Below are 13562 nucleotides of genomic sequence, written 5' to 3'. Positions count from 1 at the left end.
AATTACTTCGTCTGCTTTAGTGTTTCATCTGACGAAACTATTTGGTTCTTAAACTCGAATGTTTTTACAAACTGATGAACGAATCCCAAATCGTATGACCCAGGAATGTCGAGCTCTTCAATCATTTTTGTTAGCTCTGAAGCGGTAGGAGTAGAGCCCGCTCCTCCTGTCTTGGTAACCGATAGTGCGCCTAGAAGGAGGGCGAAAGACACAGCCTCACTATCTGTTGCCCCATTAGCAACAGCTACCGCGAGCCCGGCACTGAACGCGTCGCCCGCACCCGTTGGATCAACCACATGGGCCGCGATACCGGGCAGAGTCTGGTAGTTTTCTGGACCCAGAGCCACGCCACGACCGCCTCTTGTTACAACTATTCGTGCATCGGTTTCCACCAGCTGACCGATCATCGAAACGGCCTGGCGAACATCAAAACAGCGGGCATAGTGCAATATTTCGGTCTCGTTGGGAACAAAATAATCGCAGTGTTCAAGCGGAAGCAGGTCGCTGGTGCGCCACGCGCCCGTTGAATCCCAACCGACGTCACCAATCACCTTCGTGCCGCGAGCGCGCCACTGCTTAACAACTTCAACATTCTTATCGATCGCGCGCAGGTCTGCGATTAGCACGGAAGGAGTGAAGCTCTCCGGTAGCACGCCACCTTCATCCGACCCGTGGGTGACCATTGCCCGGTCTGCGTCCCAGGCAAGCGCAACAGTTACGGACTGGCGCTCAACGGAATTGGCATACGCGGTGCCAACCTTGTTTTCTTCAAGCACTGACCGCACGATCTGGCCCGCCCGATCATTTCCGAGGCGAGTTATCAGCTCTACCGGATGGCCCAGCCGCGCCACAGCAACCGCCTGATTGGCAGCGCCTCCCGCGGTAAGCGCCGAAGAATCAACCCACATCTCCTCGCCCAGCACTGGAGCATGTGGCATCCCAGCCATCACCACGTCCAAGAACGTTGGGCCACAAACCGCTATTGCGCCGGTGGACATACAGCCTGCTTCCTTCTGCGTACCGTTTCGATCAGTATCGCCCCACATCTCGTTCATGACAAACACTCCGCGGCCCCATAACGGATAGTTCACGCGTGCAGGCAGACTTTATAAGATAAGAAGGTATGCGCAAGAGACTGTGCTTTTCCTTCGATCTGAAAGGTGTTCGCCCGTGAAACTAACGATCGCTGGAGGCGGCGGATTTCGCGTCCCTCAAGTTCTGGACGTCCTCTCAAAGCACGATTCTGTATTCCAGATCACTGACGTGGCGTTGTATGACGTTTCCACTATGCGAATGGGCGTCATCGAAAACGTGATCCGCGGATTGTATTCTGACCGGCCTAGCCTGCCTCGAATCACTGCGACCACCGATCTTCACGAGGCGCTTACTGGCGCGGACTTCGTATTTTCAGCAATCCGCGTAGGCGGCACCGATGGGCGTGTTCGCGACGAGCGAGTGGCTCTTTCTAACCACGTTATTGGGCAAGAAACGGTTGGCCCGGGCGGCAATGCGTACGCGTTGCGCACATTGCCGGAAGCCATGCGTTTAGCGAAGGCTGCGCGCGAAGTGGCACCAAACGCGTGGGTCATCAACTTCACCAACCCGGCCGGTATCATCACGCAGGCAATGCGCACGGTGCTCGGCAACCGCGTCGTTGGCATTTGTGACACCCCGATCGGCCTCATGCGTAAGGCGTGCGCGGCGATAGGCGTTTTGCCAAGCGAGGTTGAGTTTGACTATGTTGGCCTGAACCACCTCGGATGGTTGCGCGAACTACGCGTAGACGGAGTTGACCGTCTGCCCGAGCTGCTCGCATCTGACGAGATGCTCGATCATATTGAAGAGGCCCGCATCCTCGGCTTCGACTGGGTGCGCACTCTCGGGGCTCTGCCTAACGAATACCTGTTCTACTACTACTACGCGCGCGAATCACTGCAACGCATTCTGGACGAGCGTGAGACGCGCGGGGAGTTCTTGCGCGCTCAGCAAGAAAAGTTTTACGAGGCCGCAACGGCCGACCCGCAGCAGGCAGCCGAACTGTGGCAGGCCACGCACAACGAGCGCGAAGCCACTTACATGGCTGAATCACGTCCCGAGGAAGAGCGGGCCGGGCGCCGCAATGAGGACATGGGCGGCGGCTATCAAGAGGTTGCCTTCAACATCATGAAAGCCATCACCAACGGCGAGCCCGCAACCATGATTCTGAACGTGGCAAACGGCGACGGGCCAAGCGGCCTGCTGGTTCCAGGCTTGTCCGAATCCGCAGTCGTGGAGGTTCCCTGCACGGTTGACGCTGGCGGCATCCACCCGCACCAGGTTGCGCCCCTAACCGGCCCCGAATTTGGCCTTGTCTCAACGGTCAAGGCAGTGGAAGAAGAACTGTTACGCGCGTTCTTTGAATCCAACGAGGGGGCCGCTTGGCACGCTATTGCAAGCCACCCGCTAGTTGACTCGATTGCCGTGGCGCGCAACGTGTTGGACGGCTACTTGGAGGACCCAAGACTGCAAGCCGTGCTACGCGGACACGACTAGCCGCAGGTTAGAGGCGGCTTGCGTTAATCCCTGACCCAGTCCGGGTTTGGCGCAAGCCTCACAACCTCGCCAAACTGGGGGATAACCACATTCCAGCCAAGCTCCTGCTTGATTCGCTCACCCAGCGCCTGGGCTGCCCGCGGCTCACCGTGCGTCAAGAACACCGCGTGCGGGGCCTTCCCCGCCTCGTCATCATCGCCTTGGCCAGCTTGCATAACCCAACGCAAAAGCTCGTCACGATCGGCATGCGCAGAAAACTCGCGGTCTTGCGTAACTTCAGCGCGAACCGGCACGTACCAGCCGTGCATTTTGATCGATTCCGCACCCTCAAGCAGTTTTCGACCGCGCGTTCCCACAGCCTGGTATCCGGTGATAATGAGGCAGTTCTTCGGATCTGGCAACAACCTTTGCAGGTGGTGCAAAACGCGGCCGCCCTCCAACATTCCTGAGGATGTCACTATGATGCACGAGCCTTTGAACTCATTGATCTTCTTCGAATCCTCCACGCTCAGCATCTGTTGTAGTTGCGGAATGCCCAGGAAGTCTTCCTTATCAATACCGCTGCGCATCTCTTCATCCGCAAACTCCTCGTACACGCTGAGGGCGCGCAGGCCCATCGGCGAGTCCACAAACACCGGCAGATCCGGGATTCGCCCTTCGCCCATCATTGACACCAGCTGGGCGAGCACCGACTCTGTACGGTGAATCGCAAATGCGGGAATCACTATCTTTCCACCCCGCGCCGCGGTGTCACGGATCGCGCGCGCCATTTCTTCGTGCGGCACCTCGGCAACCTCATGCAACCGGTCACCGTACGTGGATTCCATAATCACCCAATCCGCTGCCGGGGTTTTCCCGCGCGGCTTCAGCAGGTACGGGTTCTCCCTGCCCAGATCGCCAGAAAAGAGGATCCGCGTGCCCTCTGTCTTTATCAGAATCGAAGCCGACCCGAGGATATGGCTGGCCGGTACCCAGCGGGCGGAGAACTGCCCAAAATCAACTTCCACATCAAACTCAACGGGGCGGAAATACTGCAGCGTCTTCTCCACGTCCTCTGGAGTAAAGAGGGCCAGCGGATTCTCATACTTAGAGTAGCCGCCCTTTTTCGCTGACTTCGCGTCATTCACCTGCAGGTTGCCGGCATCGCGCAGGACTATCTCAGCGAGTTTAATCGTTGCCTTAGTAGCCCAAATCGAGCCTTTAAAACCCTGCTTCACAAGCACCGGCAAGTAAGCGACGTGGTCAGCGTGAGCGTGCGTAACCAAAATGTCGGTAATAGTTTGCGGGCTTGGAGAGAACGGCTCCCAGTTCTTGACACGCCATTTCTTATCGCCCTGATACATGCCCGCGTCAACCAGCACCCTACGGCCATCGATTTCTAACAAATACTTCGATCCGGTCACGGTTCCAGCCGCACCAAGAAACCTGCAGCTAACAAGCGAATCGCTCATGTCCCTCACCCATCCGTTTGCAATCGAGACACTTCCAGTATGACGCAGCACACACTAGTTCGCAGGGGGAGGCTTGGGCGAATATCGGCACGGCAATCCGCCGGGGTGGTCGGATAGGTGCCCCGGGAGCTAGTTGTAGTACTTATTCGCCTCTTCGTGCACCATCGCGTTTACCGCGAGCGCATAGCGCTCTACCAGGTCGCTAAAGTATGGTTCAGCGCGTTTGATCCAGTCCTCTAGCTTGTATGGCGTTTCTGATCCTCTTGGTTCGTCTTCCTCTCTGACGCGCCCGCCGATGATGTCGAAGTACGACATGGTGAACGGCATAACGCCCACGCTCCCTGCCCGTTCTTCCATCTCGAGCCAGTGCAATACCGCATCCCTACAGGGCCTTGCCTGTATGAAGTGCCCGTAGCGTTTGTATTGGTCGATCATCACGTCCAAGACCGGCACTTCAAGCTCTGGTTTTCCGCTAAAAAAGCTTCCCGCCGAGTAATCGCGCAACGCCGATAGCGTGTTGATGATGTAACCGGTGCGGTCAAACCCTGCCACTACCGGGTTAGAACCATCTGACACGCGCTCTAAATCTTCTTTAATCAAGCCGCACATTTTCGGAAATGTACGGTACGCGCGAGTCTTGCCCGCCCCATCCTCTTCAACCATCGTCTGCTCTTTCCGCCCATTTCATAACGTCACTCGACACTCGTATCTCTTAGCTACAAGCTAGCCGACCTAGGTTGAGCGCGTCGCAATAACCGGAAACTACCAAACCAGAAACGGAACAATGACGAGACACATCAAGGCCCCAAAGCAAAAATCTCAATCGCGACTATTCGCTCCGTCCAGGGGGTGTAGCACTCTATGTAGCAATATCGTTCTGCTTTTCGCAAAAACCGCATGATTCTGCGGCAAACTGAGTGCCCGAGGGGGGAGTCGAACCCCCATGCCCGTAAGGGCACACGGACCTGAACCGTGCGCGTCTACCAATTCCGCCACCCGGGCTGAAGCTAGATCAGCATATAAAATCAAAACCTGTGAGGCAAATTCAGCCAACCTCGCGCAATCGCTATAATATGGCCAAAGTAGTAGCGTAGATTCCGAGCTTGTAGCAAAACAATCGAGCTACCTATTGGGGGTGGACAATGCGGTTTCTTGACCGATTCGAATCAGTAATCGAAAAAGGCGTGCAAGGCACCTTCTCCCGGATCTTCCGTTCTGAACTTAAACCTGTAGACGTCAGCTCGGCGGTGCGCAGCGCCATGGACAACCACGTCCAGGAATACTCCCGGGATCGCGCCATCGCCCCAAACCAGTACACTGTCCGCGTCGCACCCTCCGACATGAAGCGACTAGAAGAGCTAGGCATTGACGTCCTCGCCACCGAAGTGGAGAACACGGCACGAGAACACGCCGAAGAAAACAACTTCGCCCTCGTTGGCCCCATCGACGTGAATATTGAGGAAGGCCCTGAAGAGCTCACGGGTGAACTCGAAATCGAAGTTGGCACCAAACGCGGGGCGGTAGCCCCAGCCACCAGCCAAGTTGCTACCGAATCCAACCCGATCATCGACGTAGAGGGTGAACGCTGGATCCTCACCGAGCCTGTAACCATCCTCGGACGCGGCGCCGAAGCCGACATCACCATCTCAGACTCCGGAGTTTCTCGCCGCCACCTCGAACTACGCAAAACCCCAGACGGCGTGATTGCTTCCGACCTTGGTTCCACAAACGGCCTCTACGTCGAAGGACACAAGGTAGACGCCGCCACACTAGTGGACGGAAATCAGCTGGTGATCGGACGCACGCGCATCCTGTTTTGGACATCTGCCGCAAAGGAGCAATACACGTAGATGGCTTCTGACCTAGCATTCACGCTGCTCCGACTCCTCTATCTCCTCCTACTTTGGGCGGTGGCGCTCGGAGCTGTCTCACTGCTACGCCAAGACATCTTCGGAACCGTGGTCACCCCGCGCGGTGCGGGTCGCAAAGAGGCTGACAAGCACCTCGCTGAATCTAAACGACGCCGCAAACGCGGCGCAGCCCCCGCAACGCCAACCAAACTCCTTATCACCGGAGGGCCCCTGGTTGGCACCACCATGAAGCTAGGTAACGCGGACATCACTATCGGCCGCTCGCCCGCCTCCACGCTTGTAATCGACGACGAATACGCATCTTCGCGCCACGCCCGCCTCCACCTGGACGATGAAGGCTGGTGGGTTGAAGACCTTGGCTCCACAAACGGCACGTTCGTTGACGACGAGCGCATCGACCGGCCCCACCGGCTCACGTTTGGCGCTAACGTTCGCATTGGTAGAACCACATTTGAGCTGGTGAGCTAATGGCCATTGACTTCCGCTTCGCCGCCAGGTCTGACGTGGGCCTCGTGCGCAAAAACAATCAGGATTCCGGCTACGCCGGGCCGCACCTGCTCCTACTGGCCGACGGTATGGGCGGGCCTGCGGGCGGAGACATCGCATCATCGGTGGCCGTTGCCCACTTCGCCCCCCTCGATGCGGACGACCACCCGGCCGAGCAAATGCTTCCCCTGCTCCGCGACGCCCTTAATGCGGCGCACGAGGAGCTGATTGAACGCTCAAAGAACGACCCGAAACTGCAAGGCCTTGGCACCACCTGCATTGCCCTCATGCGGTCCGGGTCAAAACTTGCGATGGTGCACATCGGTGACTCGCGCGCATACGTGCTTCGCGGCGACAACCTCACGCAGGTCACCACCGACCACTCGTTTGTGCAATACCTCATCCAAACCGGGCAAATCACGCCAGAAGAGGCTGAAAACCACCCACAGCGTTCGATCGTGCTGCGTATTCTTGGCGACTCCGACTCTGACGTTGTGCCCGACGAATCCGTGCGCGAAGCCGTGGTAGGCGACCGGTGGTTGCTGTGCTCCGACGGGCTGTCTGGCGTGGTTTCCGCCGACACCATCATCGAAACGCTCTCCACCATCGACGATCCTGGCGAATGCGCCGAAGAACTAATCAACCTCGCCCTGCGAGGGGGCGGGCCCGACAACATCACATGCGTGATCGCTGACGTCGTACCCGCCGGCTCCATCGACGTGCCAACCCCCCAGGTAGTGGGCGCCGCAGCGATTGACCGCAACCTTCCTAGCCGCGGAGGCGGAGGCGCTGCCGCACGTGCCGCTAACCTCGCCCCGCGAGAAACCATGATCGATGAGGAAGAACCCGAAGACTCGAAACCAAGATCCTGGGTTAAACCCTTCTTCGCTCTAATCGCTGCAACGCTGGTCATTCTGGGTGCGTGGGGCGGATATGTTTGGTCACAAACCCAGTATTACGCGCAATTGGTGGAAGACCAGGTTGTCATCTTCCAGGGTATTCCGCAGGCGGTTGGCCCGTTCGAGCTATCTCACCCAGTTGAACTAACCGAGCTCAAGGCTACAGATCTCCTCCCTGTTGAAAGAACGCGTCTACAAGAGCCTGTACGCAGATCTTCCATGGAGGAAATCAACCAGTACGTTGAATCCCTAAAGCGTACAGCGAAGAACAGTAAGACAACTTCGACAACTGAAACGACTAGCAAAACGGGGGAAACTAAACCATCTGAATCTGGAACCAGCTCACCAACAACGGCTGCCACTAAGGAGAGCTAATGGCAACCGTAACGATCTCTCCTCCAAGATCGCGGCCCTTCTTAGAGCTGCTCCTGCTTGTCCTGTCCACGGCCGCGGGCCTGGGCGGTTACGTCCTCACCTCCCTGAATCGAACCGACGAGTTGCCTGCCAACATCCTTTGGCACGTGGTAATCCTCGTCGTATTCTCAACCGTTGCATACCTCGGGGTACGTAAACTCGCTCCGCACGCTGACCCAGTGATCCTACCCGTGGCTGTCGGACTGACCGGCGTTGGCCTCGCCATGATTTACCGGCTCGACGTGTCTTACAAAACGCTGAACGAAAACCTACCGCCTGAATCGCAATACCCGATTGTCGGTATGAAACAGCTGATTTTCGTAGCCGTAGGGCTACTGGCCGGTGCGGCCGTCCTCATTCTGGTTCGCAACCATCGAAACCTGCGCCGCTACACCTACATCGCCATGTTCGTGTCCATCGTGCTACTAATCTTGCCCCTCATTCCCGGGCTTGGACAGGAACATTTCGGCGCGCGCATCTGGATTTACCTCGGCCCATTCTCCGTCCAACCTGCCGAGTTCGTGAAAATCACCCTCGCCATCTTCTTCGCCGGATACCTCGTCACCAACCGCGACATGCTCACCGTTGGAGGCAAGAAATTCCTCGGTATACGCCTGCCTCGCGCACGCGACCTCGGCCCCATCCTGCTCACATGGCTGGTAGCAATCCTCGTGCTCGTCTTGCAGCGCGACCTTGGCACCTCGCTACTATTCTTCGGCCTGTTCATCGCCATGATCTACGTGGCCACTGCCCGCGTTTCCTGGTTAATCATCGGCGCTACACTATTCGCACCAGCCGCCTACTTCGCAATCAAGACTTTCCCTCATGTTGGGCGGCGAATCAACATCTGGCTTCACGCGTACGACAATGACATTTACAACGCCATCGGCGGTTCACACCAGGTAGTGCAAGGCCAGTTCGGAATGGCATCGGGTGGCTTGTTCGGTACCGGCTGGGGGCGCGGATACCCACAACTAGTACCCTTTGCACAGTCTGACTTCATCCTGTCTTCCCTCGCGGAAGAACTTGGCCTCACCGGCCTCATGGCCATATTGCTCATGTACCTAATCCTCATCGAGCGCGGGCTGCGCGCCGCCATCGGTGTGCGCGATGGATTTGGCAAATTACTTGCCACCGGCATCAGCTTCTCGCTCGGCCTCCAACTATTTGTAGTGCTCGGCGGCATCACCCGCCTGATCCCACTCACGGGCCTCACCGCGCCCTTCCTCGCACAAGGTGGCTCGTCCATGGTTGCCTCGTGGATATCTGTGGCCCTACTGCTACGCATATCCGACGCGTCGCGCCGCCCCCCAACCCCGGTTGCCATGCCTAGCGACCTTGCGGGAGGCGCCCAATGAACAATCAAATCCGCAAACTTTACATCATCCTGTTTGCCATGGTGTGTTCCCTGGCGCTAGCAGCCACCTACATTCAGTTCTACAAGGCGCCCGAACTCAACGCGGACGCACGCAACTCGCGCACCATCCTGCACGCGGCAGAACGTGACCGCGGGCCCATCATTGTGAACGGCACCGCCATCGCCGAGTCGGTGAAAATCCCGGACTCGCGCAGGTACAACCGCAGCTATCCGGCCGGCGACCTCTACGGGCACCTCACCGGCTGGTTCTCCACAAACCTCGGATCATCCAGCGGCCTTGAATCCGCCGCCGACGAGATTCTTGAGGGCGACGCACCCTCCCTCTTCACCCAGCGGCTCCAAAACCTGCTCACCGGTCAGGAGCGGCGAGGTGGAGGCGTCAACCTGACCATCGACGCCTCTCTCCAAGAAGCCGCTAAATCTGCCCTCGGAGGTCGTGAAGGAGCTGTGGTTGCCATCGAGGCGAAGACCGGGGCAATCCGCGCCCTCTACTCCTCCCCCTCCTACGATCCGAACAAACTAGCCGACCCGGACGGGGCGGCAGCAATGGACTATTACAAGCAGCTGGACGCAGACAGTGGAAAGCCACTCAAGAATCGCGCCATTGCAGGCGATCGCTACGCACCCGGTTCAGTGTTCAAGCTTGTGACTGCCGCGGCAATGCTTGAATCCGGTCTCACTCCAGATTCGAAGGTGAACGGCCCGGCTTCATACCGCCTACCCGGCACTGAAACCGACCTGCCTAACATTAGTGGCCTTGCCTGCGGCGACGGCCACCCGACCTTGACCGAAGCCTTCGCGCGCTCGTGCAACACAACTTTTGCCGAGGGCGGTGTCACAGTTGGCGCAGAAAAGCTCCGCCAGAAGGCCCTAGACTTCGGCTTCGAGCAGGATCTTGCCATCCCGCTACCAGTTACTCCCTCAGCCTATCCTGACGACTTAGACCAGGCTCAGACCGCCCTCGCCGCGATTGGGCAAAGCGACGTGCAAGTCACGCCTCTTCAAATGGCTATGATCGCTGCGGCGGTGGCAAACAATGGGCAACTAATGAAGCCGTACCTTATCGATTCGGTAGTAAACGCCGATCTTGAGGTTCAAACCACCACTACACCAAAACTCCTCTCTACTCCAATCACACCAGAGGTTGCCTCTCAGCTGCGCACAATGATGGTTGCGGTAGTTGACACTCGGTACGGCACGGGCGGAACCATGTACCTGCCTGACGCCACCGTCGCTGCAAAAACCGGTACGGCCGAGGTGGCAGATCACAACATCGCCTGGTCCGTAGCCTTTATCGCCAACGACAACCCCGTAGTTGTTGCCGTTGCCATCCAGGGCGACGACATCAACCCGTATGTGGGTGGCGGAACGGACGCCGGCCCAGTGGTGCGCCAACTCTTGGAAGCTGAGTACGCCGATGAGTAACTACAGCGGGAAAGTACTGGGCGGGCGCTACAAACTTGTCCGCCAGGTTGCCACGGGCGGCATGGGCGAAGTTTGGACCGCGCGCGATAAGGTGACGGGCCGACACATTGCCGTGAAGATCCTCAAACCAGAACTCACCGGCCAGGCTACCTTCCTCCAACGTCTACGCATGGAAGCAACTAACGCCATGCGCATACAACATCCCAACATCGCTGCGGTCCTCGATCACGGTGAAGAGGACGGCACAGGATGGATTGTCATGGAGTACGTTGAGGGCCGTCCCTTCAACGAGTACCTGCGTGGCGGTAACCGCATCGCTCCGGACCAGCTACTACCCATCCTTATCCAAACCGCGTACGTGCTTCAGTCGGCAAAGGACCGAGAAATCGTCCACCGCGACATTAAGCCTTCCAACATCCTCATCACGCCCGAAGGTTTGGTTAAACTCACCGACTTTGGCATTTCCACTACGCCTGGCCAAGCCACCATGACTGAGGCTGGCATGGTAATGGGTACCGCTCAATACCTGCCGCCCGAACAGGCGATGGGAGATCCCGCAACCCACAGCGGCGACCTCTATGCACTGGGCGTGATTGCCTACGAGGCACTTGCTGGAAAGCGTCCATTCACAGGCAAAACCCAGGTGGACGTCGCATTCGCTCACGTCAATGATGAAGTCCCACCACTACCCGACGATGTTCCCAAAGAGCTCGCGCAGATCGTCATGAAACTGCTGGAAAAGAAGCCATCAGATCGACCAAAAGATGGTGCTACCCTCGCCAAGCAACTATCCAACGCCGCTCTCTCCCTTGGACTATCTACCAATCCTCAACCCGTTTCGCTACCTGATGCGCCACCAGCTACCCTCAAACGTAATCGCGCGGGCTTTACCACTTCGATCCCTAAGAAACACTCCGCTAACGAGGCCGCAACCAAAAGACGCACTGACGTGACCAAGCCACGCAAAACCACTGCCTCTAAAGTGCGAACCGACGCGTCACCCACTTCCAAATCTGGCCAGCGCAACCAATCCGTAAAACGGGCAACGAAAAGCAATTTACCCACCCGGGCACAATATGCTCCTAATTCACGGCAACAACCATCAGGTAACAAGACCTACAGACACGCAGCTACAGATGCTTACGAGCTGAAAATACAAGAGTTATTAGTTGTCGCAATTGTTATTTTTATTGTCACGCTGCTAGTCATATTTGCTTTCAAAAGCACCCCGAGCTCCGTAAGCTCCACAGCGAGCCACGAGAGATTTACGAGTATTCTGGCAGAGAACACATCAACGGAGGTTCAAGCATGGCTGACAACCACACCCACCGCCTAGCCGGACGCTACGAAGTGCGGTCGATGATCGGCCGTGGAGGCATGGCACAGGTACATCTTGGCTTCGATACCCGCCTGTCTCGAGTGGTCGCAATCAAGATGCTCCGCACTGACCTTGCGCGAGACTCTATTTTCCAAACGCGTTTCCGCCGCGAAGCGCAGGCTGCCGCGTCTTTGAATCATCCAAACATAGTTGCGGTTTATGACACCGGCGAAGAGGACGTGACAACTCCTGACGGATCAACGGTCTCCGTGCCCTACATCGTTATGGAATACGTTGAAGGACACACGGTGCGTGACCTCCTTGCTGGAGGGGCCCCGGTTCCTATCGACGAAGCCGTAGAAATCATCTCTGGCGTACTCTCCGCCCTCGAGTATTCGCACGTACACGGCCTGGTTCACCGTGACATCAAACCGGGCAACATCATGCTGACGAACACCGGCAAGATCAAAGTCATGGACTTCGGTATCGCACGTGCCCTCACGGATTCTCAAGCCACCATGACGCAGACCAATGCCGTGGTTGGAACCGCTCAGTACCTCTCCCCCGAACAGGCACACGGCGACCCGGTTGACGCCCGTTCTGATATTTACTCCACGGGCTGCGTACTATTTGAACTTCTCACGGGGCAGCCGCCATTCAAGGGAGATTCTGCTGTCGCCGTGGCCTACCAGCATGTCTCAGAGATTCCGCCCACCCCCTCGTCTATCACCAGTGACGTGCCGGACTCGATTGACCGGGTTGTCCTCAAGGCTTTGGCAAAGAACCGTGACGACAGGTACAGCTCCGCTGAAGAGATGCGTGCCGACCTAAACCGAGCGGCACGCGGCGCTCTCGTGATGGCACCTGAAACGGACTCGTGGCAGATTCCAGCAACCCAGGTTATGTCCCCTGCAACCATGACGATACCTGCGGCAACCATGCCACCTCCTGCCCCCGCTTACGATACGCAAACCATGGCGCGCATTGACACTTTGGAGGAGGAACCCAAGAAGAAGCGCTGGCCAATCGCTTTACTTATCGTTGTTGCCCTTGCCATGATTGGCGGCCTGGTGTGGTGGTTCGCCACCAACTCGGGGGAGCCGGAAGTAGAGCAAGTTCCGGTTCCAACCGTTGTTGGACAAACTCAAGAACAAGCAATCGCGACGCTTAAAGAATCTGGATTAGAGTTTGCCATCGAAAGCACCGAAGCAAGTTCAGAAATTCCTGCAAACTCGGTCATTTCGTCTAACCCGGAAGCAGGCACGATCGTAGATAAGGGCACAACCGTGAAGGTGGTCCTCTCTTCAGGTCCTGCAGACACAACGGTTCCTGACGTTAGCGGCCTAACTCAGCAGCAAGCTCGAGATCAACTCAAGCAAAAGGGATTACAGGTATCTGATGTTGTCACCGTTGACGATCCTTCACAGGAGAAGGGGCGGGTTATCAAGACCGACCCAGAGGCCGGAGCTAAGATCAGCGAAGGCGAGTCAGTGACACTATTCATCGCGTCTGGCAACGTTTCCGTACCAGCCGATCTAGTTGGACGCCCCCGCGACGAGGTACTCCAAGTACTGCAGGAGCTGGGCCTTAACACCAACGTTGAAACCGAAGAGAGTGCTGACCACGCGGAGGGCACCGTGATGAGCCTTTCCGCAACCGGAACGGTATCGAAGGACACTACGATCACCGTCACAGTTGCTAAGGCGCCCGCGCCCGCGCAGCCTCCCGTTCCAGAGCAGACGGAACCAACCGAGGAACAGCCCTCCGAAAATACGCAATAATCCTCAC

General features: G+C 57.4%; 11 protein-coding genes and 1 tRNA gene. 8 read left to right on the top strand and 4 right to left on the bottom strand.

The genetic code is table 11. The features are described from left to right. Positions 1 to 2 precede the first annotated feature (2 nt). Complete coding sequence (locus BQ7114_RS07025; protein WP_143236822.1) at positions 3 to 1091, bottom strand: carbohydrate kinase family protein; 1089 nt, start codon at positions 1089 to 1091, stop codon at positions 3 to 5. A 79-nt stretch (positions 1092 to 1170) separates the two neighbouring features. Here BQ7114_RS07025 and BQ7114_RS07020 point away from each other — a divergent pair, with 79 nt between their 5' ends. After that, complete coding sequence (locus tag BQ7114_RS07020; RefSeq protein WP_072344940.1) at positions 1171 to 2532, top strand: family 4 glycosyl hydrolase; 1362 nt, start codon at positions 1171 to 1173, stop codon at positions 2530 to 2532. Positions 2533 to 2555: 23 nt separating this feature from the next. Here BQ7114_RS07020 and BQ7114_RS07015 read toward each other — a convergent pair whose 3' ends face one another. The 3 genes from BQ7114_RS07015 to BQ7114_RS07005 form a co-directional block, all read right to left on the bottom strand. Further along, entirely contained in the window at positions 2556 to 3983 is a 1428-nt protein-coding gene (locus BQ7114_RS07015) for an MBL fold metallo-hydrolase RNA specificity domain-containing protein (RefSeq protein ID WP_072343718.1), read from the bottom strand. Positions 3984 to 4112: 129 nt separating this feature from the next. Beyond that, on the bottom strand, positions 4113 to 4592 hold the full coding sequence (locus BQ7114_RS07010; RefSeq protein ID WP_230205999.1) for a hypothetical protein: 480 nt from the start codon (positions 4590 to 4592) through the stop codon (positions 4113 to 4115). A 309-nt stretch (positions 4593 to 4901) separates the two neighbouring features. Then, a tRNA-Leu gene (locus BQ7114_RS07005) sits at positions 4902 to 4985 on the bottom strand. A 140-nt stretch (positions 4986 to 5125) separates the two neighbouring features. Here BQ7114_RS07005 and BQ7114_RS07000 point away from each other — a divergent pair. The 7 genes from BQ7114_RS07000 to pknB are packed head-to-tail and all read left to right on the top strand — an operon-like array spanning position 5126 to position 13555. Next, the gene (locus BQ7114_RS07000) at positions 5126 to 5833 is read left to right on the top strand and encodes an FhaA domain-containing protein (protein ID WP_072343710.1); all 708 of its coding nucleotides are present in this window, start codon (positions 5126 to 5128) and stop codon (positions 5831 to 5833) included. Then, positions 5834 to 6322, top strand: coding sequence for an FHA domain-containing protein FhaB/FipA (locus tag BQ7114_RS06995; RefSeq protein WP_034508431.1), 489 nt, complete (start codon positions 5834 to 5836; stop codon positions 6320 to 6322). Further along, entirely contained in the window at positions 6322 to 7614 is a 1293-nt protein-coding gene (locus BQ7114_RS06990) for a PP2C family protein-serine/threonine phosphatase (protein WP_072343705.1), read from the top strand. The genes BQ7114_RS06995 and BQ7114_RS06990 overlap by 1 nt, the downstream gene beginning before the upstream one ends. Then, on the top strand, positions 7614 to 9011 hold the full coding sequence (locus tag BQ7114_RS06985) for an FtsW/RodA/SpoVE family cell cycle protein (RefSeq protein WP_072343699.1): 1398 nt from the start codon (positions 7614 to 7616) through the stop codon (positions 9009 to 9011). Before BQ7114_RS06990 ends, BQ7114_RS06985 begins: the two co-directional genes overlap by 1 nt. After that, complete coding sequence (locus BQ7114_RS06980) at positions 9008 to 10456, top strand: peptidoglycan D,D-transpeptidase FtsI family protein (RefSeq protein ID WP_072343692.1); 1449 nt, start codon at positions 9008 to 9010, stop codon at positions 10454 to 10456. The genes BQ7114_RS06985 and BQ7114_RS06980 overlap by 4 nt, the downstream gene beginning before the upstream one ends. Next, positions 10449 to 11792 (top strand): serine/threonine-protein kinase, encoded by a 1344-nt coding sequence (locus BQ7114_RS06975; RefSeq protein ID WP_072343684.1) that lies wholly within the window; start codon positions 10449 to 10451, stop codon positions 11790 to 11792. The genes BQ7114_RS06980 and BQ7114_RS06975 overlap by 8 nt, the downstream gene beginning before the upstream one ends. Further along, on the top strand, positions 11765 to 13555 hold the full coding sequence (pknB, locus tag BQ7114_RS06970; RefSeq protein WP_072343677.1) for a Stk1 family PASTA domain-containing Ser/Thr kinase: 1791 nt from the start codon (positions 11765 to 11767) through the stop codon (positions 13553 to 13555). Before BQ7114_RS06975 ends, pknB begins: the two co-directional genes overlap by 28 nt. The last annotated feature ends 7 nt before the right edge of the window (positions 13556 to 13562 follow it).

The sequence above is a fragment of the Actinomyces urinae genome (genome assembly GCF_900119695.1).
Lineage (GTDB): Bacteria > Actinomycetota > Actinomycetes > Actinomycetales > Actinomycetaceae > Gleimia > Gleimia urinae.
Note: the sequence above shows the minus strand (reverse complement) of the source record. Positions and strands in the feature narration are given on the sequence as shown.

Coding starts and splice junctions, on each gene's coding strand:
- BQ7114_RS06975 (WP_072343684.1), top strand. CDS start 10,449: ATGAGTAACTACAGCGGGAAAGTACTGGGCGGGCGCTACAAACTTGTC.
- BQ7114_RS06985 (WP_072343699.1), top strand. CDS start 7,614: ATGGCAACCGTAACGATCTCTCCTCCAAGATCGCGGCCCTTCTTAGAG.
- BQ7114_RS06980 (WP_072343692.1), top strand. CDS start 9,008: ATGAACAATCAAATCCGCAAACTTTACATCATCCTGTTTGCCATGGTG.
- BQ7114_RS07015 (WP_072343718.1), bottom strand. CDS start 3,983: ATGAGCGATTCGCTTGTTAGCTGCAGGTTTCTTGGTGCGGCTGGAACC.
- BQ7114_RS06995 (WP_034508431.1), top strand. CDS start 5,834: ATGGCTTCTGACCTAGCATTCACGCTGCTCCGACTCCTCTATCTCCTC.
- BQ7114_RS06990 (WP_072343705.1), top strand. CDS start 6,322: ATGGCCATTGACTTCCGCTTCGCCGCCAGGTCTGACGTGGGCCTCGTG.
- BQ7114_RS07010 (WP_230205999.1), bottom strand. CDS start 4,592: ATGTGCGGCTTGATTAAAGAAGATTTAGAGCGCGTGTCAGATGGTTCT.
- pknB (WP_072343677.1), top strand. CDS start 11,765: ATGGCTGACAACCACACCCACCGCCTAGCCGGACGCTACGAAGTGCGG.
- BQ7114_RS07000 (WP_072343710.1), top strand. CDS start 5,126: ATGCGGTTTCTTGACCGATTCGAATCAGTAATCGAAAAAGGCGTGCAA.